Below are 24,619 nucleotides of genomic sequence, written 5' to 3'. Positions count from 1 at the left end.
GAGTACTTAATCTCTCTTAAAGGGCCTTTTTATGTCTTTCCCTATCGCAAAACCGGCTACTACAATGTGGCACGCTGATGCAGATGTTCTCATTGTTATTGCCGCTAATGTCACGTCGCTTGGTCATGAACTTGACACACTTGTAAAACCTTACCTTGCCGTTGACGCTCGTATGACGTCGAAAGTGAGTTTACTTGTCAATGAAAAAGCGCCTGGTCAACGTTTGATCCTTGCGCCGACAGGCCCTTTAAACCGTGACTACGATGATGTTCGTCGAGTTTTTGATGCGGCAAAATTAGCCATACTTGAAGCGAAAGCAGCGGGTGCAGTGCGTCCAGTACTTTGTGTCACTGGCGTTGATATTGATGCACGTTATCAACACGCGTTGGAAGTTGCATACCTTGGTGCATGTCAGGCCCTTTGGCAACCGCTTGAAGCGCGAGAGTCCTTAGGTGAACACATCGAACCGGTTGAGTGTGTTTTCTTAGTAAATGCAGATGACGCACTGTGCACGCGTTTAAATGCATTGGCAGCGGGGCATTATGTTGCGCGTGATCTGTGTGGCACTGAGCCTGAGCGTATGGCGCCACCTCGTTTTGCCGAATATTGTGTGGGTGCATTCGCAAACACAGGTGTTTCCGTAGAAGTGATTAATGACCGTGAAGTGCTTGACCGTCATTACCCAATGTTATCTACCGTGGCGCGAGCATCCTACGCGGTTGAGCGACATCATCCGTGTGTCATTAAGTTAACTTATGAACCTCAAGGTGATGTAGAGCGTACACTGATGTTTGTCGGTAAAGGCCTTGTTTATGATACTGGTGGTGCAGACCTCAAAGTAGGTGGTTTCATGGCTGGCATGAGTCGCGATAAAGGGGGGCAGCAAGTGTTGCCGGCTTTATGAAAGCGGTAGCGCAAGCGCAGCCAGCAGGTGTAAAGGTTGTTGCATTCTTGGCGGTAGTTCGCAATTCAATTGGGTCTGATTGTTTTGTGCCTGATGAAATTATTAATACGCGTGAAGATGTCCGCGTGCGTATCGGAAATACGGATGCTGAAGGGCGCTTGGCTATGGGTGATCTGCTGAGTGAATTAAAAGATCAAGCTCTCAAAGAAGTGAACCCAATCTTATTCACGGTTGCCACGCTTACTGGCCATGCGGCAAGAGCGATGGGACCATACAGCGCTTACGTTGAAAACGGCCCAGCTCGCCAAGCGAATGTGTCTCGTGAGCTTGCACAAGTAGGTGATTTATGGGCGGACTGTGCTGAAGTTTCTCGTAGTCGTCGCGAAGACTTTGACTTTGTGAAACCGCGTACGTTAGCTGACGATGTGCTTTCAAGTAACAACGCACCATCTGCCGTTACAGCGCGTGGTCATCAGTTCCCGATGGCGTTTTTGAATATTGTCGGTGGTCTTGATAAACATGGGTCAGATTCTGAAAAACCATTACCTTATGTTCACATGGACATCGCAGGAAGTGGTGTTGAAGGAGGCGATTGGCAACATGGCAAGCCTTTCCCTGCCACCATTAGCAGTTTATTCGCGAAATACTGCTAATTGATAAGGAAGCGGAGGCTCTCCTCCGCTTTTTCGTTTTACCCTAATTTCCTCAACTAATCTTAAATCCAGACACGACCTCGGTTAGATGATGACTGGCTTTTTTCAGATTTTCACTCGCGCTTGTCAGTGCTTGTGTCGTATCCAAACTATGATGTGTGGAGTCCGAAAGATCGGAGATACGGCGATTGACATCCTGCGCCACGGTGCTTTGTTCGTCGGCACTTTGCGCAATGTGGCTGTTCATTTCGGAAATGACTTGAATTAAACGTTCTATTTCGTCAAGCACCGTATTCGCTTGAGCCGCCTGTGTCACCGTAGATTGAGAAATACTTTGACTCTGTGTGACAGCGGTCACTGCAGCGCGAGCACCTTGCTGTAATTTTTCAATCATTACTTGAATTTCATCAGTACTTTGCCCTGTGCGACTCGCTAACGTTCTTACTTCATCCGCTACGACGGCGAAACCACGGCCTTGCTCACCCGCTCTGGCGGCTTCAATGGCGGCATTTAATGCAAGCAGATTAGTTTGTTCTGAAATCCCACGAATAACATCAAGAACAGAGCCGATACTGTTGGTTTGGGCAGCAAGTTCAGCGGTCACCTTGCTCACTTCTTCGATGGTGTTAGACAGTTTATTGATAGCAGAAATGGTTGTATTAATGACTGATTTCCCTGCAGTCGCGTTGTTTTGAGCTTCTCGCGCGACGGTATCTGCGGCACTCGCATTATCACTGACCTCTCGGATCTGATGACTCATTTCTTCTACGGCAGTGGCGATTTGACGGCTGCTGTCGCTTTGTTCTTCTATAAAGCGCAAGTTCTTATGACTCGCCCCATCAACTTGAATGGCCAGTCGCTCTACTTCAATTGCATTATGTGACACACTTTGCATACTTCGGCGCATTTTTTCCGTATATGAATTAAAATACGTTGCTAATTCTGCGATTTCATCACTGCCTTTAAGCTCTAAGCGTTGAGTTAAATCGCCTTCTCCTTCTGCAATGTTTTTCATCATCGAAACAGCTCGGTTGACAGGGGTCACGATGCTTCGGCCAATCACGACACTCAGCGCAATGAGTAACAAAATGATAAGGCCCACGTCAAACAACATAAAGTTTCGTAATTCAGCATGGCTCGCATCAATTGTATCAAGGTAAATACCGGAGCCAATGATCCACTGCCACGGTTTGAAACCTTTTACATAAGAAATTTTATCGACCGGTTTGTCCTTTCCTGGTTTCGGCCATTTGTACGGTATGAACCCCGCGCCTTGCTTAGTGACAATATTGACCATTTCAACAAACAGCTTTTTGCCATCAGGGTCTTGGTTGTTAGCAAGAGACTGTCCATTGAGTGCGGGCTTCATTGGATGCATGACCATTTTCGGTTGGAAATCATTAATCCAAAAGTAATTGTTGTCTTCGTAACGTAACTCTGCGACCGCAGAAAGAGCGGCTTGTTTAGCGTCTTCTTCCGTTAATTTGCCCGAGACATACAAGTTATGAAAATGCGTAACTAAACTGTGTGCATTCTCGACAACGTGCTGAGTTTTTTCGTATTGAAGTTTTTCAAGAGCTTGATACTGCTGATTGAGACTCGTAATGCTCAGTAAGACGAGTCCCATTAACACGACGATGACCAATAAGGCGAGTCGTTGAAAGATTGAAAAACGGTTGAGGACATCCATCTTGTACTCCTTTTTAATATGGGCCGCTTTTTAATATGAGCGTTGAATATCCATATTACCAGTTCTGAAATGATGAAAATTGAGTTGAAACAAAGGACTAATAAATGATGAATTGGAAAGGTGGTCAATTAGCAATAAGTAGTAGGTCTAGTTTCTCGAATAAGAAAATAGACCTACTTTGGACGGGACCTACTGTTTGAAGTGGCGATCGAAGAACTGCGTAATGGTTTGATGTAAGTGTGTTTGTACACTTTGACCATTTAGGCTGTGTTTTGAGCCTGGGTAAGTCATCATTTCAAACGGTTTGACTTCATCTTGCAGATTCTTAAAGATTTTTGTTGCATGAGTGAATAGCACATTATCGTCCGCCATACCATGATAGATAAGAAGGGGACCTTTCAATGCGTTACTGTATGGGAATACCGCACTTTGTTCATAGCCAAGCGCATTGGTGTCGGGATGACCCAAATATCGTTCGGTATAATGTGTATCATAAAGCGCCCAATCTGTTACAGGCGCACCAGAGACACCCGCTTTAAAATAATCACCCGCTTTAAACATAGTCATTAGCGCCATATACCCACCATAGCTGTGGCCATAAATCCCAATGCGCTCTGGATCAACAAAGTCTAGGCTTCGGAGATATTTAACCCCTTTGATTTGATCGGCAACTTCAACCACGCCGAGGTGCTTGTAAATAGCATCTTCAAAGCGTTTACCACGGTTAAACGAACCTCGGTTGTCGAGTTGGAAAATGACATAGCCTTGTTGAACTAAATATTGGAAGTATAAGTTTTTACCGCGCCAACTGTTGGTAACCCGTTGAGCATGCGGGCCACCGTAAACGTTCACAATAACCGGGTATTTCTTGCCTGCCTGCAAAGTTTTCGGTTTAAAAATGCGATAGTAGAGGTCTTGTCCATCTTCCGCTTTGAGTGTGCCATATTCTGGTTCAACAAGATCGCCCGCGTAACGTGTTAGAGGGTGGGTATCATCTAATTTGTTTTGCTCAAGCCAGGTTACAAAGTTACCATTTACCTGACGCAAAGAGACGGAGCTTGGACGGTTGACCGAGGACGCATTATCAATAAACGTTTTTGCGTCGTCAGCAACAACGACATCATGGTAAGCGCCTGTCTCAGTCAAGCGCTTAACTTGACCCTCAGAAAACAATGGTGCTTGATACAAGTGACTTTCAAGCGGCGTATCTTTACGGCCGGCAAAATAGATTAATCCCTGTTTCTCATCAACGGCTTTTAGGCTATCAACAACCCATTCGCCTTGAGTGATCTGCCGTACTAACTGACCATTTAATTTATAGAGGAATAAGTGTTTATAGCCATCACGCTCCGAGGCCCAAACAAAATGTTGTTTGTCTTTTAAAAAATACAGATCGTTGTGTAAGTTGATCCATGTTTTGCTGGATTCAGTGACGACAACATTTTGTGTTTTGTTTGCAACGTTGTAAAAACGCAACTCTAATTGTTGCTGAGCGCGGTTTTGCCATTGATAACTCAGCACATTGCTGTCTTCTGACCAGCCTGCACGCGCGACATAAATGTCTTTGTCCTTACCCAAGTCAACCCAATCCACTTGTTGGTTGTTGAGCGAAACAACGCCAAGTTGAACGTCGACATTGTGTGTTCCGGTAAAGGGATAACGTTGATTAAACAGTTTTACTTCATCAGCGTAAATTTCATTGCGGATCGCTTCTTTAACTGGCGTTTCATCTATACGCGTAAAGGCAATTTTGCTCTCATCACCAGACCACCAATAGCCGGTCATACGACCCATTTCTTCTTGTGCAACAAATTCAGCCATACCATATTTGACTGTACCGCCGCCGTCTTTACTTAGAGGGATTTCTTTGCCTGAACTTAACTCTAAGGCATACAGGTTTTGCTCGCGGATAAATGAGACATAATGACCTTTCGGCGAAAAACGTGCATCCGTTTCAAAAGCGTCTGTGTTTGTGAGTTTTTTACTTTTGCCCGTTTCTAATTGGTAATAGTACAAGTCACCATTCAGCGGGAAAAGCAGTGCTTTACCGTCTTTCGACCACGTGTATTCTAAAATACCGCGACCGAAAATACGTTGGCGTTCACGGCGAGCCTTTTCTTCATCAGATAGCTCTTCTTTTCCAGAAAACAGGGCTTGAGAATCAACGAGTAAACGGTTGGTTTTGTCCTTTAAGTTGTATTCCCAAAGATCGTAACGTTTTTGATCTTCAGCTTTACCTTGAAGGTAAGTAACTCGTGTGCCGTCAGGGGAAAACTTCAATTTAATCGGTGCTTTTCCGGCAAGACCAGGACTTGCAAACACGCGTTCTAGCGTAAGGGGGTCTGCTGATACAACAGTACTTAATAGAGGTAAGCAAAGCGCAGCAGTTCTGAGAGTTGTACGCACAGGATTATCCTTTTATTTTGGGTAGAAAGAGATGGTAGCTAGGTCGGTAGGCAGGCGCAATAAAATAGGGTAGAGTGCCAAAAATTAGTGACTAATGTGAACAAGGACTAACATGACTTTTGAACTTGCGCCCGAGTTGCTGCGCGACTGTATTTTTTTAACGGACTGGCCATTGTGTCGAGTTTTATTGTTAAACGATAGCCAATATCCTTGGTTTGTACTTGTCCCGCGGGTAGTTGGTGCTCGAGAGATAATCGATTTGAGCGAACAACAGCAATTACAATTTTGGCAAGAAAGCGCTTCATTGAGCAAACTGATCATGTCGGTATTTTCACCAGACAAACTAAATGTGGCCGCGCTTGGCAATATGGTTCCGCAACTTCATGTTCATCATATCGCGCGTTTCAAAGTGGATATTGCTTGGCCAAAGCCTGTTTGGGGACTGTTTCCTACTAAACCTTATTCGCAAGAGCAAATAACTGCACTTAAAGCGGAATTGGCTCTTTAACGTCTATTTACCTCAACGTATTGGCTAATGAGTCGTTCAATCTCCAAAAAAAACGACTCATATTTATGGCTCAAGAAATTAAAACGTCGTAAAAATAAGTAGTCGCTAACTAATCGAAATAACGTCCAACATGCCACCCTCGATGCCAATGTCACACGCTCCTCTTGGGAAGTAGCGTACAACGACAACAACTGCTGTTGCGCATCCGTATCCACAATACATTCTTGAGCATGCCAATTTATCAGGGCCAAATCGAACGCGCGATCGCCAAATTGGCTACGTTCCCAATCAATCAATTTCAATGAGCCTCCAGAATCGACGATAAGATTTTCATAATGAATGTCGCCATGCAGCAGCGAAAACTCGGTTATTTCATGAAAATGAGTTTGGTTTGACGCCAAAATTGTTAAAACGTGGTCGAATATGCGCTCAAAACGAGGTGTTTCTTTCTTGATTTGTGTACGCATCAACCGTGCTCGCTTTTGCAATTCAAGGTGTGGCGTAAGTTTGGCTTTTGTTGGGTTGAGTACATTGCCGGCAAAGGGAGTAGAAATGTGATGTATTTCTTTTAGCGCTAAGGCCAATTCTTCGAGTATTGGAGGAGACCATGTATGGATTTTTTGGCCCTGAACATATCTCACGAATAAACAGTTCGATTCGGCAGCTGTGCCTTTGGTTTGGAGAAAACTGTCGAGATGCAATTCGGTCTCTTGCAATAAGGTGTAAGTTTTCGCTTCTTTGCGAAGTCCATTGGCGACATAACCTTTAGCGCATTTTACGACCCACCGCTCAGAGTTTTGAAAGTGAAGTAAAAAGTGGGTATTGCTCAAGCCTTGTTGCAGCGGCTTTATAGAGCTTAGTATTGTCTGTCTTTGCTTTGCAAATGTGGTGATTGCTTGCTTGTAATGAGGTGGCACTTCAGCTCCCAATTGGGAGCTGTGTGTTGTGTGCGTTAGGCACGACATGAAGGGCGTTTCAATTACGTCGCTCAATCAAGGAAACTTCTCAATACTTTAGCGTAGACTTCGACATCTTGTGCCCCCGTCAGCATTTTTTCATTGTTGAAAATCATAGTTGGAACGCCGTGAATGCCCATGTTTCGCCACTTGGTTTGTTGGTCTTTGATTTCCAAACTAAATGCACTACTGTCAAGAATTTGCTTCGCTTCCTCAACGTTTAGACCCGCTTGTTCAACGAGTTTTATGAGGCTTTGAAAACTAAAGTTGCCGCGATTGCCAAAAAATTCCGCAAACATCACTTTTGCAAGATCTGTTTGAAGCCCTGAATTTTGCGCCCAAAAGAGTAATCGATGGCAATCATGCGTGTTTAGCATTCGCATTTCATCAAAGTAGTTAAATGTGAAGCCCACTTCTGCACCCAAATTAGTCAACATTGCTCTAGCGCGAATACTTTGGTCTAGCGTTGTTCCATATTTATTCGCAAGGTGCGTTCGCAGATTTTCACCTTCAGGAACCATTTTGGGGTTGAGTTCAAATGGATGCCAAACGATTTCTGCACTTACTTCATCTTGCAGTTGCGATAACGCAGCATTCAGTCGATAAAAACCGATAGCACACCACGGACACACGATGTCTGAGATAATATCGATTCGTAACGTTTTAGCGTGATTCATTAATAATTTCCTTTTTTGAGCACTAGGCATTTAATTGAATTGAGCCTGTTTGGACGATGTGCTCAATTTCTTATAGTTTATAATAGTGACCAAGTAATGTTATTCAACTAGTATACTTTTAGTAACCTACTTGTTTTTGAAGGGAAGAGAATGGAAACTGTTTTAAAAACAGAAAGTAAAGAAGAACAAAAAGTTTTTAATACTTGCTGGGAGCCATGTGCCATTGAAAAAGGGATGCGACTAATTGGGGGAAAGTGGACCGGCTCAATTGTGTATCACTTAAAAGAGGGACCGATACGCTTTAATGAACTGACCCGTCGCTTAGCAGGGGCAAGTAAAAAGATGATAGACCAACGATTGAAAGAACTAGAGTCCAATGGAATGGTGAAACGCCAAGTACTTAACACCCGTCCCGTTGGCGTGACTTATGAACTTACGCCATTTGGAGAGTCGGCACTGCACATACTTGAAGAGTTAAGAGTATGGTCTGAATCACACGACATCTAAACGGTTTGTTCTACTCACGATACTCAATGGGTAGGTACTGTGAGTTTAGCAAGTACAACGAGTATGGTTGGTATTTCCTTTTCAATTCATTTCGTATTCTAATTCTAGCAACAGGATGAAGGTATTTTTTAGCGAGAGAAATCGCAACAAGTGCAGAGTATCTTGTTGCGATATGGATACGTTACGAAAGGACCTGATCTCGAGAATCTAAAAAGCCAGATAACTTGGTTAAAATGGTTGCAAATACCACTATCAGTGCTCCTATCCATGCGGTGTCCGTTAATGCCATGTCTTCCACGATGAATCCACCGATAACGGAGCCAAAGGCAATGCCGACATTAAACGCCGCAATATTGAGTCCAGATGCGACGTCAACGGCGTTAGGTGTGTGTTTTTCCGCAAGTTGCACGACGTAAACTTGAAGGCCTGGGACATTACCAAACGCAAACGCTCCCCAAAGTAGCACCGTCAATACCGCGCCAACGGGATTCGCCGCAGTAAAAGTAAACACGAATAATACAAGTGCGAGCGCGGTAAAAATAATATGTAACGCTTTTATTGGCCCCATTTTATCGGCAAGTTTACCTCCCAAAATATTACCAATAGCTACAGAAACGCCGTACACAAGCATTATCAAACCAATAGAGCTGGAGGCAAATCCTGTTACTTGCTCTAGAATTGGTGCAAGGTACGTGAAGGCGACGAATGTGCCTCCATACCCTACGGCGGTCATTGCGTAAACCAGCAATAAACGAGGGTTAGTGAGTACTTGCATTTGCTCCCTCAATTGAGCCGGCTTTGCCTGTTTTAAGTTAGCCGGTACGAGCAGCGCACTCCCGACTAAGGCGATGAGACCAAGCGCCGAGACCACAAGAAAAGTAGCACGCCAACCAAGTGTTTGGCCTATCCAAGTCCCAAGTGGAACCCCCGTCACAAGCGCTACTGTCAATCCTGTAAACATGATCGCAATTGCGCTGGCTTCTTTGTCTTTTGAAACCAAGTTGGTCGCGATGGTTGCACCAATAGAAAAGAAAACGCCATGCGCCAGACCAGTTAATATTCGCGCTAAGATCAGCGTCTCGTAGCTGGGTGCCCGCCATGCTAGTAGGTTACCAAGGACAAATAACGCCATTAAGGACAGCAAAACGGTTTTACGGTTCCAACGTCCTGTTAATGCCGTTAAAACCGGTGCGCCAATTGCGACACCGAGCGCATACAAGCTCACAAGCAGACCAGCTGAAGGTAGTGAAACGGCTAAGTCATTTGCAATGGTCGGGACCAAGCCGACGATAACAAACTCAGTCGTTCCGATAGCAAATGCACTCAAAGTGAGAGCAAGTAAAGCTAAAGGCATAGTAAGTATTCCTCACAAAGTTAAAGTGAGGGCAGTTTGAACGAAATGAATGATTACAAAAACAGCAAAAATAACAAAATAAATTTGTTAAAAGTGTAATAATTAAATCTAGCAAAGGTAGATAAGAGGCAAGCGAGCGTGCGGGTGAAATCTAAAACTGAAGATTTAGAGAGTTTTCTGATGGTTGTGGACAGCGGCAGTTTTAGCGCCGCCGCAATTGGTCTCAATACGCAAGTTGCAAAGATTTCTCGGGCAATTGCCCGACTTGAAAAGGAACTGGATACGACACTTTTTAACCGCAGTACAAGACGAATAGAATTGACCGAAGCAGGGCAGCTGTTTCTCAAGTATGTGCGGGAGAGTTTAGATTTGCTCAACCGTGGCGAAGAGGCCCTCAATAGCCTACAAGGAATGCCGAAAGGTAAGCTTAGAGTTGATGCTGCAAGTCCCTTTATTTTTCATCAAATTGTTCCTCACATTGCAGCGTTTAGAGCGGCATATCCTGATATTCAGTTAGAACTGATTTCAGGGGAGAGCTTTATTGATTTAATTGAGAAGAAAACGGATGTAGCAATCCGCATTGGACGACTACAAGACTCCAATTTGTATGCACGAACACTCGGCATAAGTAAGCTTCGATTGGTGGCAAGTCCTAGGTATTTGGGCATTCATGCTGGCCCGACATCGTTGGCTGAGCTGAAAACCCATACCTTAATCGGTTTTGCGGATTCGCCGAAATTAAACAATTGGCATTTAGGTGAAAACGAATTGATTAAGCCACATATTTCAGCGAGCAATGGCGAGACAATTCGGCAACTGGTGCTTGAGGGCAATGGCATTGCTTTGTTGTCAAACTTTATGGTTGAGGCAGATCTCAAGCAAGGCAAACTGGTGGAAGTGCTGCCTGACTCTGTACAAACGCCAAACCCTAGAGAAGCTGTGAATGCGGTTTACTACAAGAATTCAGCAGCGAGTGCGCGTATTGAGGCGTTCATCGAATTTTTCAAAGGTAAATTTACACTCTAATTCACAAAGCCCAAAGAAAAAGCCACTTTTAATGTTCAAAGTGGCTTTTTAAATGTTTCGTGTAGCGAGGTAGAAAGGTTAAAGACCTAAAACGGCTTTACCTTGCTTGAATGTAACGTCTACAGGGATGTTGGCTTTAGCTAACTTCTCAAGGTCACTTGCTAATTCAGCTTTTATCTCACCGTGACTTGCGATAAGCGCAGAAACGCGTTCGTAATCACCGTCACCTTGAATGGTTAAGATTAGACGCGATAGATTTTCCATCGCTTTAGCCATTTTCTCCATGTCTACTTCATAAAGGCCTTCAGCATTGCGAGAGAATGCACCTTGTTCCTTAAAGAAGTTAAAACGGATCATGTTTGCTTTACCATGAGCGCTTGATGCACCAAAACGTACTGAGCGGAAGATACCAGCCATAAACGTGATGTAGTAATCTTCTAATGTACCTTCTGTGATTTCGCCTTTCTTCAACAGTTGCTCAACCATGTAAAGGCCTAGAATATCCGCTTTGCCTTCTTCTAGGGCACTCGCATGCTCTTGCAGAGATTGACGAACCGTACCTTTGTTTGTGATGGTGTTTTTGATACCTAAACCATGTGCAACTTCGTGGAACATTGTGTTCGCAAAGAATGCATCAAACGTAATGTGTTGACGCTGTGAAGGAACAATCAACTGTTCTGAGATTGGTACCATGATCTTGTCGAATTTTGCACGCATTGCGTTTTTAAGTTGTAGACGGCGAGTACCTTTCTCGAGCTGAACTTGCTCGTCATTTGGCAAGTTGATTGCAATTGTTTTACTCCCTGCATTCGAGTGACCTGCGTAATAAATGACGTCGTACGCGTTTAAGTCAGCATCAGAACCAGGCGTTTCTTGTTTGTATTTTGCATCAACTGGTAAGTCTTTTTGAAGTTCAGGTAAAAACGCAGCAAATTTGGCAAGGCGCTCACTCCAGGCCAAATCTTTAACAAGGACGTAAGACTCAAATGCTGCGCGGTAACCAAATAATTGGTCTTCATACGTTTCAATTGGTCCAATAACGATATCTACAGGGTTATTCTTCATGTCCATCCAAGCAAAATCAGACGGTTGATAATCGTTATTCACAAGCGCATCAGCGCGAAGAGTTAGGTAGTTAGCAAACTCTTTATCTTCAGCCAGCACACTCGCTTCACGAAGTAGTTTCGCCACTTCATCAATTTCTTTTTTATAAAAGTCTGAATACGGTACGCTGTAAAGCTGACCTTTGTCATCACGGCGAACAACAGAGTAAAGGCCATTTTTATCTTTTACTGTAGAACCATTCAGTTCTTCTTTTGTCATGTCATGCGGATAAAACTCAGCGCCTAACGCTTTTTCTTCAAACCCGGTTAAGAATGGTTTGTCACCGTTTAAACGGTCCCATGGGCCATAGTTGATGTCTGCAAACTGGCGTACTTCAGCGTCATTGATGTTCGCAAGAAATGCCGCTTTGTCCATACCAAACGCTTGCTTCCAGAATAGGTCGTCCATGATTTTTGACGCATCAATAAGCTTAGCAATCATTTGTTTTTGATTTGCACTAAAGTGAGATAAATCTGAAGTAAGTGAAACTTCAGTATAAATGCCAAGACGCGAACGTTCTGCGTTCGTTAATGTGTAGCTTTGTGTCGATGTTTCTTTGGCTGCAGGAGCTGAGGTTTGTTTTGCAGGTTCACTACAAGCGGTCAAGCCTAGTAGGCCTGTAAGCATTAAAGCGTGTGAGAGTTTTGACAGTTTCATCGTATACCCAAATGTTTTTGTTGTTCATTGTTAGCAGATCACCTTACCCGATTTTGGGGGGATTTCCGCATTTTATTGGCTTGTACCTTGTTAAATTCTCGATAAAAATAAATTCATGAATATTTTTTCAACTTTTCTTAACTTTATCCTAAAGTTAGACAATACTTGAATCATAAAAAACAGAGTTTGCCGTGTACGTCCTTGTGCGATAAGGGCGTTCTAAAATTGAGGGATCTTTGCCTATGTCGACAGAAAATGCCTTACTGACCATATTAATAGATAGAATAAACAACGACACTCTGGTGTTGCCGACCTTACCTGAAATCGCGGTAAGAGTGAGACAAGCGGCCGACGATCCTGAAGTGAATTTGATGCAAATGGCGGATGTCATTTCTCATGACCCAGCGCTGGCTGCGCGAATGATTAAAGTGGCGAACAGTGCTTTTATGGGACGAACCGTAAAAGTAAGCAACCTTAATCAAGCGGTTACACGAATTGGTCTGCGTCAAATTAAAAACATCGCAACTGCGATGGCAATGGAGCAACTGTTTGTTTCTCATAATAAATTAATAAAAACCTACATGGACAAAGCGTGGGACAAAACGTTAAAGGTAGCGTGCCAAGCAATTACGGTAATGGATTTTTATTTACGCGTGAATAAGCACACGTCGATGAACAAAGACACCATTACGCTTGCCGCGCTGGTGTTTAATATTGGTGTATTACCGATTCTGACCGAAGCTGAGCGTCATCCAGAAGTGTTTGCTAACCCGAGTTTCTTAGCTCATGCGATTCAAAAACTGGCTGGTAAAATTGGCGGCGCAATAATGCGCGAATGGGATTTTACGGACGAGTTTGTGGAAGTTGCTGAAAGTTGGTCAAATCCGAACTATAAGCCAGATCACGTGTGTTACGTCGATTTTATTCGGGTAGGGGCAATTGCAGAAGGGATTTTACAAGTCTCAGATAAAACATCTGCTTTGCAACTCTATGTAGATAAAGGCGTTCTTCGCTCACTCGAACAGTTAAGTGATGACGTGTTCCTTGATGTATTGGAAGACGTTAAAACCATGTTTGCTTAAATACATTACGTTGATATGTTAATCATAAAAGAGCGCTCAAGGCGCTCTTTTCATTGGCATAGACTGTAACCGAAATTATTCAGGCTCGCCTAAGCCTTGTTTTAAATCTGCAAGAAGCGCTTTAATTTCTTCCGATACTAAAATAAAATCAGCGTCTAACTTTACTGCCATGTCTTCTTTTGGAATGTCTGCATTTTGTTCTTTTAACGTTTCAGCATAGCTCATACGTTTAATAGAACCGTCATTTTGGAATAGAAACTTAACGCGTTCTTGCCAATCAAGGGCGAGTTTGGACACCAGCTTACCATTGTCTAAATGTTGCTTTATCTCATCGCTCGATAGGTCAAACTGTTTAAATTTAACCTGCGCACCGCTTTCATCTGGCTCTTGAAGCTCTGCATCAAGACCAATGGCAAAGCCTTCTGGTGCTGCAAATTTAGCAAGCCAGTCTGTGAGGTGTAGCGTTAAGTCGTAGTTTGCAAATGCGGGTACAACTGGCAACGTGCCTAAACTTTTTCGTAATAGCGCTAGAAGTTCTTCCGCTTTGTTAAAGCTCGCGCTATTAACAACAACCCAACCATTGTCTAAATCGATGAAAGCGAACTGCAATGATGACTTTTTAAATGCTTGTGGTAACAGCGTCGTCAGTAAAGTTTCTTTTAGCTCGTCTTTTTCTTTTTTCTTTACAGGACGATTTTCTTCTCGCTCAATAAGCTCGATTTTTTCTGCGAGCATTTCATTGATAACCGATGCAGGAAGTACTTTTTCTTCACGCTTTGCACAAACCAAAATGCAGTTTTGAGAAAAATGAGCAAGCGTTTGAGCGTGTTTACCAAATGCATTGGTCCAGCCGAACGAGACTCAGCTCTTGACTAGTACAAGGTCTAAATTGATCTTGCTCTAGTGCTTTTTCAAACTCAGCCTGATCATAAGAAACGTCTTGCTTAAATTGATAGCAGATAAGGTTACTAAACCACATTTGTTTCATCCTTTCTAAATTGAGGCGTAATCATAACAAGAAAATTTCCTCGATGGCGACTCTGACCCTTAAATTAAGACGGCAGATCGTTTTAGTAGTGACGTCTTCATATTGAACGATTACCATAGCGACAATTCAGATAATAACCAATCATTCGACAAGATTGGTCAAAGGAGTCAATGAATGTCTAACGATGCTACTCGCAAGCGAGAATGGCTGTTTATCTTTTTGAAAGGGGCAGGAATGGGGGCTGCTGATGTGGTTCCTGGTGTGTCAGGTGGCACCATCGCCTTTATCACAGGCATTTACGCCAGACTCTTAAATGCGATTCAAAGCGTGAATTTGCAAGCTCTGCTTATCTTAAAAGAGAGGGCCTTGCGGCAATGTGGAAACACATTGATGGCAATTTTTTGGTTTGTTTATTCGGCGGTTTGTTAACTAGCGCTGCGTCTTTAGCAAAATTGATTACGTATTTACTCGAGCATCATCAAACCTTAGTTTGGTCATTCTTTTTTGGACTGATTTTAGCGTCGTTTTGGCATGTGGCAAAACAAGTAAATAGCTGGAATCGCTCCACGGTTATCGCCTGTTTAATCGGTGCAATTACGGCTTTTGTTATCACCACCATTTCACCTGCAGAAGCAAATCCAGCGACTTGGTTCTATTTTGTTGCAGGGTCAATCGCCATTTGCGCCATGATTTTACCGGGTATTTCAGGTAGCTTTATTTTACTTCTAATGGGCATGTATGGTCATGTTTTGGCCGCCGTAAATCGCATGGATTTGGTGCTAATTGGACTCTTTTTAAGTGGCTGTGTTGTTGGCTTAATGGCATTTTCTCGTTTTTTATCTTGGTTATTGAAGGTGTATGAGCAAGCGACATTTGCACTTTTAGCAGGGTTCCTTTTAGGCTCATTAAACTTGTTGTGGCCATGGAAACAAACATTAAGTACCTACACAAATAGCCATGGCATTGAAAAACCATTAGAGCAGGCAAATATTTTACCTTCACAATTTTTTGCGCTGTCTGGGCAAGATCCTAACACTGTTTATTGCCTACTTTTGGCCGTGTTTGGACTCTATCTAATTCTTTTTGTAGAGAAAATCACTACAACAAAATAAGGCGCTTTCAGCGCCTTTTTCTTGCCTTAAATTCAAAAATCTGATTTTCTCTACTAATGTCGCTTTAACCATTTGAAAAAGCTGTGCTAACTTAGTACATAAAAGCAGCAATATTTTTGCACTCTAATTTAAGGAATCTTCATGCTCAATCTGCGTGCATTTCAGTTTCTGATGCTCGGTCTCCTTGCGAGCTTTACGCCCAGTGTTTGGGCTTCGGGTGATAGCGTCAATCTCACCAACAACATCATTGGTTTTATCTCTATTGGTATTTTCTGTTTTGCGTATGTTTTGGTCATGTTGGAAGAAAAAATCCACATGCGTAAATCCAAGCCTGTTTTAGTTGCTGCAGGTATAATTTGGGCGTTGATAGGTTATTACTATGCAACGCACGGAATGAGTGAACTCACTCACGAAGCATTTAGACATAACTTACTCGAATTTGCTGAATTGATGCTGTTCTTGCTTGTCGCAATGACCTACATCAACGCCATGGATGAACGCGGTTTGTTTGACGCGCTTCGTATCTGGATGGTACGTCGTGGGTTTAGTTTCAGAACGTTGTTTTGGATAACGGGTTTTCTCGCATTTTTTATCTCGCCTATTGCAGACAATCTAACAACCGCATTATTGATGTGTGCGGTTGTCATGAAGGTGGCTGAAGGTGACAAGCGCTTTATCAATCTGTCCTGTATTAACATCGTGGTTGCGGCCAACGCAGGGGGAGCATTTAGTCCGTTTGGTGACATCACAACGCTGATGGTGTGGCAAGCCGGTAAAGTTGAGTTCATGGAGTTCTTCTCACTGTTTATCCCATCTGTGGTCAATTACGTTGTGCCTGCCTTTGTGATGAGCTTATACATCAAAAATCAGCGCCCAGAAGCGGTGCGTGAAGAGTTTGAGTTAAAGCGTGGTGCACGTCGTATTTTGGGTCTTTTCTTGCTGACGGTTGCTACAGCGGTTGCTGGACACACCTTCTTACATCTCCCTCCAGTGATGGGTATGATGGCTGGCCTTGGTTATCTCCAGTTCTTTGGTTATTTCTTAAAAGTAACTCACCACCGCTGTATCGCGCGAGTGACGAGAAGAGCGGAAGGTTTAACCGAAGAAGAACGTCTAGAGCGATTTGGCAATGTCGTGCCGTTTGACGTTTTCTCAAAGGTTTCACGTGCTGAGTGGGACACCTTGTTATTCTTTTACGGTATTGTTATGTGTGTGGGTGGTCTTGGCTTTATGGGGTACCTCGCATTGATGTCTGAGGCGTTATATGGCGGCTGGTCAGCAACCAGTGCTAACGTTTTCCTTGGTATTGTTTCTGCACTTATCGACAACATTCCAGTCATGTTCGCTGTACTGTCAATGGACCCTCAAATGTCGCATGGTCAATGGTTGTTAATAACCCTAACGGCAGGTGTCGGCGGTAGTTTACTTTCTATAGGTTCCGCTGCAGGTGTTGCGCTGATGGGGCAAGCTCGAGGCTACTATACGTTTTTTGGCCATCTTAAATGGACGCCAATCATCGCGCTAGGCTATGTTGCAAGCGTATTGTGCCATTTGTGGATTAACGCTTCACACTTTTAATCGGCAAGGGGGTGTCAAAGTCACCCCCTTTCTTTAAAATCCCTTCAACGCCTCTTCATGGGCGTTTAACCAATACATCGATACAGGTTTCGGATCTTGAATCGTGTTCTCGATGGGGGTTGCGATAAGATTCCCACCCACTTCCCCAAGCATAACTAGGTGTTGTTTCTCTGCAATGGCCTGCACGGCAGCAAGGCCTAATTTGGACGCGAGTAATCTGTCTTCGACAACAGGGCTGCCACCACGTTGGATATGACCTAGAATGCAGACCCCAGAATCGATGTTTGCAGTTTGTTTTAGGGCTTGTTGTAGACCTGAGGGGCCATCTGGCCACAAGTTTTCAGCAAGTATAATTAGAAAGCTCGAATGCTTATTGTTTTGTTGCTGCTGTATTTGTACGGCCAATTTTTCCACGTAAGCTTGCGCTTTTTCGGGGTCGAAGTTTTCGAACGATAAGATGCTTTCGGCGCCTGTAGCTAAACCGACATTGAACGCAATGTGGCCGCTGTGACGTCCCATGACCTCTACAATAAATACTCGTTCAAAAGCATTTGCGGTATCACGAATTTTATCAATCGCTTCTGTTGCAGTTTGTACAGCAGTAGCAAAGCCAATGGTTTTGTCGCTATGAGCGAGGTCATTGTCGATAGTACCCGGTAAACCAATCAGTTGCCCACTCCAGTGATGCGACAGCGCTTGCATGCCACGAAATGAGCCGTCACCACCTATCACAATTAGGGCATCGATATTGTGCTTATTGAGGGTGTTCGCAGCTTGTTTTGGACCTTCTGGCAACAGCATTGATTTGCAACGGGCGCTCTTCAATAGCGTGCCGCCTTGCTGCAGATAAGGATTGACCAATTCGGAGGTTAAATTCACGGCTTGGTCATCCATCAATCCATTGTAACCATGATAGAAGCCGATACACTCATAGTGGTGCTGTTCACACGCAAGGGTAACTGCGCGAATAGCCGCATTCATACCGGGCGAGTCTCCACCACTGGTTAGTAACGCGACGCGACATTTTCTTTCCATAGGACCATTCTCAAGACGTTATATACTGTCTAGGGTATTCGAGTCGTTAAAAAAAGGCGAATGAAACGAGGGAAATTAATGGGGTAGATCAAGAAATTGATTAGTTTTGACTGCCGTAAATCGCAACAAAGAAAAGCCCCTTAAAAAGGGGCTTTCATTATTTCGCTAAAAGCTTTTCTATTTCTTCTTTTTGCGCTGTAGGCAGATTATCGACAACGATATGATATGAGTCGTCAATCATCTTTTTTATTTCACTCTCCGGTACAGTACCGTCAAGGTAAACCGTGTTCCAAAGGCGTTTATTCATATGGTATCCAGGGACCACAGATTCGAAGCGGTCTCTTAAAATGAGCGCCTCGTCAGGATCACATTTTACGTTTAACCACCAAATTGGTTCGCCATTGGCGTCAGTTTGACCTTCTTTACCTTCGTAAAGAGTGGCAAACATTTTGTGTTGTACTTTGTATACGTCAGTTTCTTGTGCAAAAGGCTTAGTGATAAAGGTTGCAGGCTTGCTCTGCAAATATTCATGTACGCTTTTCTGATCCATAGCCCGTGTCCTTGAAGTCACTTATGTTTCTACGACAATATTGTAATTCTAGCAGTTTTTGGAAAATTTCTATAATTTAGACTCATCAAAAACTATCAGAAATCACAACCTATGAAGCCTGAGTTTTGGCGGTTTTTGCTCACGCGTAAATTCAAACTTCAAATTCATGCTTTTTATTCATTATGTTATGCAATTCTTCAAACTATTCCTTCTATTTTCGCTCACCAAAGGAGAGTAAAACAAACGTCCTAGTTGGCCCATGCAGGCACGTTTTTTCTAATAGTGCTCCAAATCGCTGGGGTGCTATTAAAGTAAATAATGCAATATATTGCAACAATAAAGTTCGGTTTGTCTGTTTTTTGATCGTGTGATAGGATGCGCGTCTATTTTTTGAACGACTTTGTGAGGCCAAATTTGATCTATCTGCTTTCGGCTATTGGTGCCATTATGATGTTTGTACTTTCCCATACAAATGGAATGCCGGTAAAGCGCTGGACGTTTCTTGGTTCCTTAGTTGGTCCTTTAGCGATATTGCTGTTTTCGGTGCATCTTAGAAGGGCGTGGATGAAAATAAATAAAGAGATGCCGTGTATTGGATGGCGTGCCTAACGTTCGCTGCCGTTTGCGACAACTTTCAATTTAGGGCGGACGACTTTCTGAGCGTGGTGATTACGCAAAAACAGCGTAAATTCTTCGTAAGATAGCGGTTTAGAATAGTAATAGCCTTGGATGGTTTGGCAATTAAGCGCTTCTAAATAGGTCAGTTGATCCGCGCTTTCGACACCTTCTGCAACCACGTGTAAATCAAGGTTTTGTGCGATGGTGACAATAGAATCCACCATATTTCGCCCTCGTTCACTGTGCATATCGTCAATAAAGGCTTTATCGACCTTCAGTGTGTTGAGTGGAAACTGCTTTAAATACGCTAAAGAAGAATAACCTGTGCCAAAGTCGTCCATCGCGAGATGAATGCCTCTAGCACTCAGTGAACGCATAATAGCAATCGCTTCTTTCGGGTCATCCATAACTGTACCTTCGGTAATTTCTAGCTCAAGGAAATACGAGGGCAGTTGGTTTTTTTGTAAGATAACGTCGATACGCGTGGTCAGGTCGGGCAAACTAAATTGTTTTGCTGACAGATTGACCGCGACTCGGCCATCGAATAATCCTGCATCTATCCACGTTTTTACGTCACGACAGGCTTTATCTAGGACAACTTCACCAATATCAATAATTTGACCAGTTTCTTCAGCGATAGGAATAAATACGTTTGGCGGAATTATGCCTTTTTTCGGCGTAATAAAGCGAACGAGCGCCTCCATGCCCACCAATGCGCCAGATTTGATGTCCATTTTGGGCTGGTAATAAACCACAAAATGGTCCTCTTTAAGGCCAAATCGCATGAGGTTTTCTATCTGTAAACGCTTCACCGCTTGTTCATTCATGCCATCGTTAAAGAATAAGTAATGATTACCTTTTTGCTTTGCGTGATACATTGCGGTATCCGCATTCTTCAATAGTATCTCTGGAGTATTGCCATCTTCTGGAAATAACACGATACCAACCGACGACGTGATAACGAGTTCATGGCTTGCCAGCTTAAACGGCGTGGCGATGGCGGCTAGGAATTGTTTCGCGGTTTTTGTGATGGTATGTATATCGTTCGTTCCGGCCATAACCAAGGCAAATTCATCGCCACCGAGACGATAGAAAGTATCTTGCTGTCGAGCCAGTTTATTCAATCGCATCGCGAGTTTAGCCAGCAAACTATCCCCAAGTTGGTGACCCAACGAATCGTTTATCTTTTTAAAGTTATCCAAGTCAAATACCAGTAAGGCATGATGAGTGCTTTGCTGGCCTAGTTTTTTGAGATTGGTAAAGAACAAGTTGCGGTTAGGGAGGCCTGTTGTACGATCTCGATTCGACAAGTCATGCAGTTGTGATTCGGCTTTCTTCCGCTCGGTGAGATCGGAAAACACAACAACGTAGTTGGTAATTTGGCCATGATTATTTTTAATTTCATCAATGGTGACTTCAATTGGTAGCAACACGTGATTTGCATTACTTAATTTTAATTCTTCTTGCCAATGTTCAGTCTCTTGCACTGCGGCTTTCAATTCTTCGACATAGCGTCCATCGTAGCCGGGAAGCGAAAATGGTTTGTTTAGATATTGCTCCCGAAATCCACCAAACAACTTCAGATAGCTTGGGTTAAGATCAACCAATCGGTAATCCGCATCATAGATTGCAATGGCATCGGTTAATGACTCCACGCATTTTGCAAATAAGTTAAGACGTTCTTCTGTTGTTTTAAGATGGCTGATGTCTCTGACAATACCTGTCATGCGGATAGGGTTGAGATTTGTGTCTTTCTCTATTACTTTGCCTTTGTCGAGAACCCAATGCCATTCATCCATATTATTTTTGATACGGTAGCTGGCTTCAAAAAATGCAGTACGTTCAGCAAAGTGTTGTTTGAGAATGCGTTCAACCATAGGAATATCTTGTGGATGTATGCAATGCTGATTGGGAATGAATTTACCTTGAGGTGCGCTGTCCATATTGAACTTGTCATTGATCCGAACGATTTCACCAGTTCGGATATTCCAGTCCCATAAGGTATCGCCGCTGCCTTCTACGGTACTCTTGAGTCGTTGCTCAGATATTAACAATGTTGAGAAGCGCTTTTGTTGCTGAAAGTATTTGAATAGTAAAATTGAAAAAGCACAAAGCGTAATAAGTAACAGAAAAATAAAAAAAGAAAACAACATATTATCGGATTTGAATTCATCTAATCCGAAGGCATAGTTGCTGTATATAGTTGCTAAAAGCAAAATAGTTGCGGTTCTTTTTATTCTTCTTGTTAACATAAAAGAAAACTCAATCGTCTCTCTGCTAATCTAATTCAATGCAGCGTGTGAGTCAAAGTATTGATGCGAAAAAATGGTTAAATAAAAGGTACTACTTACGCAGAGATAATAAAGACACGGCCCTAACAGTATGGCGAGTTAAATGGCCGTGTGAAGGTTGAATGGGGTTTAGCACGTTAAGGTAATGCTCGCGGCATTTGTCGCGAACAGTTGCTCAACAAACGTTTTCATGTCGTCTAATGTTAATGTTTCGAGTGCATTTACCAATTGTTTTTGAATGCCAAAGTCATTGCCATGGCTTATCGCCAGCCAGAGTCGTTGGGAGCGCAGACGAAGGTTTTTGTCTTTTTCTGCCACAACCGTTTTTAGCGCTTGTTTTTGGTTCTCCCAATCGTTCGGTGAAAGCGTAAGGAGTGATGACTTAAACTCTTCAACAAATTTATCGTGGGCTACCAGTAATTCGTCGGCACTGTATTGGGGAGACTGAATATAAAAAACAATCCCAGCGCGTGTATTAAATGGCGCATATCCAGAACCGACAAGGTATCCAAGTTGCTGCTGTGTACGTAATGCCTCAAAATAATCTTGATTCATCAGTTGGTTTAAACACATGAATGAAATTTTTTCTTTTGCGTCTGCGGATTGCGATTGGTAATAGCGCACGAAACCAGCATCCCCCATTGAGTGTTCTACAGCACAATACTCCGATTGTGTGAGTATATTTAGGGGTCTAACTAGACAGGGTAAAATTTCACTTTCAGAGAAATGAGATAATAGTTTTTTCTCAAGTTGTCTTGCTTGGTTTTCTTGCCAATTCCCATGCAAAAAAGCCGTGATATGGATGGTTTGGAAAAACTTCTCACGGAACGTTAAAAAGTCATTATAACTGGTCCGCTTGAGCGCGGTTGCAAGGGTACTCGGTGTTGGATTCCAAGGCATCAAACGTGCGCCAAGTAGACTAAATAGCTCGCCAACGGGCTTATTTTGATTGTGGGCTTGCCAGTGTCTAACCAGTTGCTTTTTATACTCAGCAAAACGTCGTTGGCAGATAGGCATGGTGAGTAGTGAGACAACCAATTCATCAATCAAGCGCAACTGACTCGCCGATAAGCCTGATGTTTGTAGAGTTAGGCCGCCTTGATGTGAAGTTAGGTGATAGTTTAAACCAGCTAACTCTGCTGGATAAAATTGCTCTGCAACGCAATCCATAAAAAGGTCAGCAAATAAACGAGTCATCGCAATGTGCTGTTCATTCTCAACTGCGACCATCGAGTCGATTTCAAGGTAAAAGTGTCCTTTTGCAACACGGAACTTTCCATCTTGCTTGAACCAAAATTTAAATCCGGTTTTTTCAGTAATTAGGTGAGGTGATTTCTGTCTCGACTCTAATGGTAAAAGAGGGTTTTCGTCACTCAAATAAGGATTTGTTGATGGTAGCGCCATTTGATCGAGTGGCTTGTCGATTGAAGCAAGCGAAGTCAACCAAACGTCGTCGAGGGTCTCAAGTTGGTAAGGCGTTTTATACCATTTTGCCTTTTTGGTTACTGCGACATCAGGGTGAATGAGCACAAGCCGCATATTCCAAGGCGTAAAGTGACTCAGTAATGTGTTGAACTGCGGTAGATCAAAGCCATCCATGACGTAGTCGCCATAGATGTAATCGTCAGGCTCAAAATGATGCATGTTATTGCTAAGCCCGCACACCCAATCCAGCAAACGGCCCGGTTCTTGGTTGTCAAAAGCAATATCTAACAACTTACGTTTATCATTATAAAGTGCCGCAAGCGACTCACCTTGCTGTTTGATAAGCGTTAAGTATTCAAACACCATCTCCACGATGTCTTCGTAATATTCGATGCCTTCATCGGTTAATGCAATACTGACATTGAAATCTTTAAAGTTACTACCTTGTATACCGCCGCCAGCCGATAACGCGTTGATCCAACCTTGTGACTTAAGAATGGAATAAAGCGAACCTTCGCCTTCATAGCCAAGCAGATGGGCTAAAAAGTTAGTGAGCTTTTTCCTGTAATCTGTTCGTTGTGTTGGGATAGGGAAGCTGACAATAAGCTTCTGCATTGGTTTTCGTGGTTCAATGTGGATCAGACGCTTTAAGTCTTCTTCTCGATACAGCGGTTCTTCTATCGCAGGCTTTGGCAATTGATGACTTTTGATTTGGCTAAAGGCTTGAGTGACACATTCACTCGTTTCATCTAGTTCAAAGGGGCTACACACTACGAGTGTCATCCAGTGAGCTTGATATTGTGTTTCAAAGTAGGCCCTAATTTCTTTCGCGATTGAGCCTGATTTATCTTTCAGCGTATCAAAATTGCCGACGGAGAATTTTGTGAAGGGGTGAGCTGGGTTTACCGTTTCTTTGTGAACTTGATAAATACGACGACTGTCATCCTTTATTTTCATTTTAAATTCGGCATCAATCGCTTTCCGTTCATTTTCCGTATCTGCTTGATTAATCAACGGACAGATAAACAGTTCTGCAAAATGATTTAGCGCTTCAAAGAATAACGCGTTTTGGACATCAAAGAAGTAACTGCTGTGTTCAGTGCCTGTCCATGCATTACTGTGGCCACCGCCTTGACTGACAAATTTCGGGAAACTTCCTGATTCGGGATGTTTTTCAGTACCAAGGAACAGCATATGCTCCAAAAAATGGGATAAACCTTCTCGTTCTTTGGGATCGTCAAAATGTCCCACATTGACTGTCAGTGCGGCTGCTGATTGCTGAGAATCGCTATCTTTGACAATAAGTGCCTTAAGACCATTGTCGAGTGTGAGTTGTCTATATTGACGACTATCATTAGTACTGACTTTCAACTGAACTCCAAATTTGTCGGCGAAACGTAAATAAAGCACATGGATAGTAAAGTTGCTAAACTTCTTTCGCGCTGTAGGTGTTTGTTTTAATATAGCGAACAAACGGACCTTGAGGCTACCAAAAAGG

The 24,619-nt window shown here is 43.1% G+C and carries 15 protein-coding genes and 3 pseudogenes; 7 read left to right on the top strand and 11 right to left on the bottom strand.

The window, feature by feature from the left end; all coding sequences use genetic code 11:
• The first annotated feature begins 31 nt into the window (after positions 1–31).
• Positions 32–1,557, top strand: a pseudogene (locus J5O05_RS05900) (M17 family metallopeptidase).
• A gap of 52 nt (positions 1,558–1,609) precedes the next feature.
• On the opposite strand, the gene J5O05_RS05895 reads toward J5O05_RS05900, so the two are convergent.
• Both J5O05_RS05895 and J5O05_RS05890 read right to left on the bottom strand, forming a co-directional pair.
• A complete protein-coding gene (locus J5O05_RS05895) occupies positions 1,610–3,247 on the bottom strand; it encodes a methyl-accepting chemotaxis protein (RefSeq protein WP_208844002.1) in 1,638 nt (545 codons plus the stop codon).
• 189 nt (positions 3,248–3,436) lie between these two features.
• Positions 3,437–5,653: a S9 family peptidase gene (locus J5O05_RS05890; RefSeq protein WP_208844001.1), complete on the bottom strand. Its 2,217-nt coding sequence runs from the start codon at positions 5,651–5,653 to the stop codon at positions 3,437–3,439.
• Between the two features lie 112 nt (positions 5,654–5,765).
• Here J5O05_RS05890 and J5O05_RS05885 point away from each other — a divergent pair, with 112 nt between their 5' ends.
• Positions 5,766–6,161: an HIT domain-containing protein gene (locus J5O05_RS05885; RefSeq protein ID WP_208844000.1), complete on the top strand. Its 396-nt coding sequence runs from the start codon at positions 5,766–5,768 to the stop codon at positions 6,159–6,161.
• Here the strand turns inward: J5O05_RS05885 and J5O05_RS05880 are convergent.
• Together J5O05_RS05880 and J5O05_RS05875 are read right to left on the bottom strand one after the other, a co-directional pair.
• Positions 6,158–7,078, bottom strand: a complete 921-nt coding sequence (locus J5O05_RS05880) for a phosphotransferase (RefSeq protein ID WP_208843999.1) — start codon at positions 7,076–7,078, stop codon at positions 6,158–6,160. The two genes, J5O05_RS05885 and J5O05_RS05880, sit on opposite strands and share 4 nt — an antisense overlap.
• A gap of 71 nt (positions 7,079–7,149) precedes the next feature.
• Positions 7,150–7,794: a DsbA family oxidoreductase gene (locus tag J5O05_RS05875; RefSeq protein ID WP_208843998.1), complete on the bottom strand. Its 645-nt coding sequence runs from the start codon at positions 7,792–7,794 to the stop codon at positions 7,150–7,152.
• 150 nt (positions 7,795–7,944) lie between these two features.
• Here J5O05_RS05875 and J5O05_RS05870 point away from each other — a divergent pair, with 150 nt between their 5' ends.
• The gene (locus J5O05_RS05870; protein WP_208843997.1) at positions 7,945–8,301 is read left to right on the top strand and encodes a winged helix-turn-helix transcriptional regulator; all 357 of its coding nucleotides are present in this window, start codon (positions 7,945–7,947) and stop codon (positions 8,299–8,301) included.
• Between the two features lie 181 nt (positions 8,302–8,482).
• Here J5O05_RS05870 and J5O05_RS05865 read toward each other — a convergent pair whose 3' ends face one another.
• Entirely contained in the window at positions 8,483–9,655 is a 1,173-nt protein-coding gene (locus J5O05_RS05865; protein ID WP_208843996.1) for an MFS transporter, read from the bottom strand.
• A 138-nt stretch (positions 9,656–9,793) separates the two neighbouring features.
• Between J5O05_RS05865 and J5O05_RS05860 the strand changes: the two genes are divergently transcribed.
• Complete coding sequence (locus J5O05_RS05860) at positions 9,794–10,681, top strand: LysR family transcriptional regulator (RefSeq protein ID WP_208843995.1); 888 nt, start codon at positions 9,794–9,796, stop codon at positions 10,679–10,681.
• A gap of 78 nt (positions 10,682–10,759) precedes the next feature.
• On the opposite strand, the gene J5O05_RS05855 is transcribed toward J5O05_RS05860, so the two are convergent.
• Complete coding sequence (locus tag J5O05_RS05855; protein WP_208843994.1) at positions 10,760–12,442, bottom strand: dipeptidyl-peptidase 3 family protein; 1,683 nt, start codon at positions 12,440–12,442, stop codon at positions 10,760–10,762.
• A 242-nt stretch (positions 12,443–12,684) separates the two neighbouring features.
• On the opposite strand from J5O05_RS05855, the gene J5O05_RS05850 reads away from it, so the two are divergent.
• On the top strand, positions 12,685–13,524 hold the full coding sequence (locus J5O05_RS05850) for an HDOD domain-containing protein (RefSeq protein WP_208843993.1): 840 nt from the start codon (positions 12,685–12,687) through the stop codon (positions 13,522–13,524).
• Between the two features lie 75 nt (positions 13,525–13,599).
• Here the strand turns inward: J5O05_RS05850 and rdgC are convergent.
• Positions 13,600–14,503 (bottom strand): annotated as a pseudogene (rdgC, locus tag J5O05_RS05845) (recombination-associated protein RdgC).
• Between the two features lie 270 nt (positions 14,504–14,773).
• On the opposite strand from rdgC, the pseudogene J5O05_RS05840 reads away from it, so the two are divergent.
• Both J5O05_RS05840 and nhaD read left to right on the top strand, forming a co-directional pair.
• A pseudogene (locus J5O05_RS05840) lies at positions 14,774–15,624 on the top strand (DUF368 domain-containing protein).
• A 141-nt stretch (positions 15,625–15,765) separates the two neighbouring features.
• Positions 15,766–17,202 (top strand): sodium:proton antiporter NhaD, encoded by a 1,437-nt coding sequence (nhaD, locus tag J5O05_RS05835; protein ID WP_208843992.1) that lies wholly within the window; start codon positions 15,766–15,768, stop codon positions 17,200–17,202.
• A gap of 33 nt (positions 17,203–17,235) precedes the next feature.
• Here the strand turns inward: nhaD and J5O05_RS05830 are convergent, their stop codons facing one another.
• The 4 genes from J5O05_RS05830 to J5O05_RS05815 all read right to left on the bottom strand — a co-directional run bounded on the left by J5O05_RS05830 (position 17,236) and on the right by J5O05_RS05815 (position 24,492).
• On the bottom strand, positions 17,236–18,237 hold the full coding sequence (locus tag J5O05_RS05830) for an ATP-dependent 6-phosphofructokinase (RefSeq protein WP_208843991.1): 1,002 nt from the start codon (positions 18,235–18,237) through the stop codon (positions 17,236–17,238).
• 157 nt (positions 18,238–18,394) lie between these two features.
• Positions 18,395–18,787 (bottom strand): MmcQ/YjbR family DNA-binding protein, encoded by a 393-nt coding sequence (locus J5O05_RS05825; RefSeq protein ID WP_208843990.1) that lies wholly within the window; start codon positions 18,785–18,787, stop codon positions 18,395–18,397.
• A gap of 605 nt (positions 18,788–19,392) precedes the next feature.
• Positions 19,393–21,657, bottom strand: a complete 2,265-nt coding sequence (locus J5O05_RS05820) for a putative bifunctional diguanylate cyclase/phosphodiesterase (protein ID WP_208843989.1) — start codon at positions 21,655–21,657, stop codon at positions 19,393–19,395.
• Positions 21,658–21,825: 168 nt separating this feature from the next.
• Positions 21,826–24,492 (bottom strand): insulinase family protein, encoded by a 2,667-nt coding sequence (locus J5O05_RS05815; RefSeq protein WP_208843988.1) that lies wholly within the window; start codon positions 24,490–24,492, stop codon positions 21,826–21,828.
• Between the last annotated feature and the right edge of the window lie 127 nt (positions 24,493–24,619).

It is taken from the genome of Pseudoalteromonas xiamenensis (assembly GCF_017638925.1).
Lineage (GTDB): Bacteria > Pseudomonadota > Gammaproteobacteria > Enterobacterales > Alteromonadaceae > Pseudoalteromonas > Pseudoalteromonas xiamenensis.
The sequence above is the reverse complement of the archived record's forward strand: the minus strand, read 5'-3'. Positions and strand labels throughout refer to the sequence as shown.

Bases quoted from the DNA above. Each gene is read 5' to 3' on its own strand.
- J5O05_RS05895 (WP_208844002.1), bottom strand. From the start codon at position 3,247: ATGGATGTCCTCAACCGTTTTTCAATCTTTCAACGACTCGCCTTATTG.
- J5O05_RS05825 (WP_208843990.1), bottom strand. From the start codon at position 18,787: ATGGATCAGAAAAGCGTACATGAATATTTGCAGAGCAAGCCTGCAACC.
- J5O05_RS05865 (WP_208843996.1), bottom strand. From the start codon at position 9,655: ATGCCTTTAGCTTTACTTGCTCTCACTTTGAGTGCATTTGCTATCGGA.
- J5O05_RS05830 (WP_208843991.1), bottom strand. From the start codon at position 18,237: ATGGAAAGAAAATGTCGCGTCGCGTTACTAACCAGTGGTGGAGACTCG.
- J5O05_RS05885 (WP_208844000.1), top strand. From the start codon at position 5,766: ATGACTTTTGAACTTGCGCCCGAGTTGCTGCGCGACTGTATTTTTTTA.
- nhaD (WP_208843992.1), top strand. From the start codon at position 15,766: ATGCTCAATCTGCGTGCATTTCAGTTTCTGATGCTCGGTCTCCTTGCG.
- J5O05_RS05820 (WP_208843989.1), bottom strand. From the start codon at position 21,657: ATGTTAACAAGAAGAATAAAAAGAACCGCAACTATTTTGCTTTTAGCA.
- J5O05_RS05870 (WP_208843997.1), top strand. From the start codon at position 7,945: ATGGAAACTGTTTTAAAAACAGAAAGTAAAGAAGAACAAAAAGTTTTT.
- J5O05_RS05875 (WP_208843998.1), bottom strand. From the start codon at position 7,794: ATGAATCACGCTAAAACGTTACGAATCGATATTATCTCAGACATCGTG.
- J5O05_RS05850 (WP_208843993.1), top strand. From the start codon at position 12,685: ATGTCGACAGAAAATGCCTTACTGACCATATTAATAGATAGAATAAAC.
- J5O05_RS05855 (WP_208843994.1), bottom strand. From the start codon at position 12,442: ATGAAACTGTCAAAACTCTCACACGCTTTAATGCTTACAGGCCTACTA.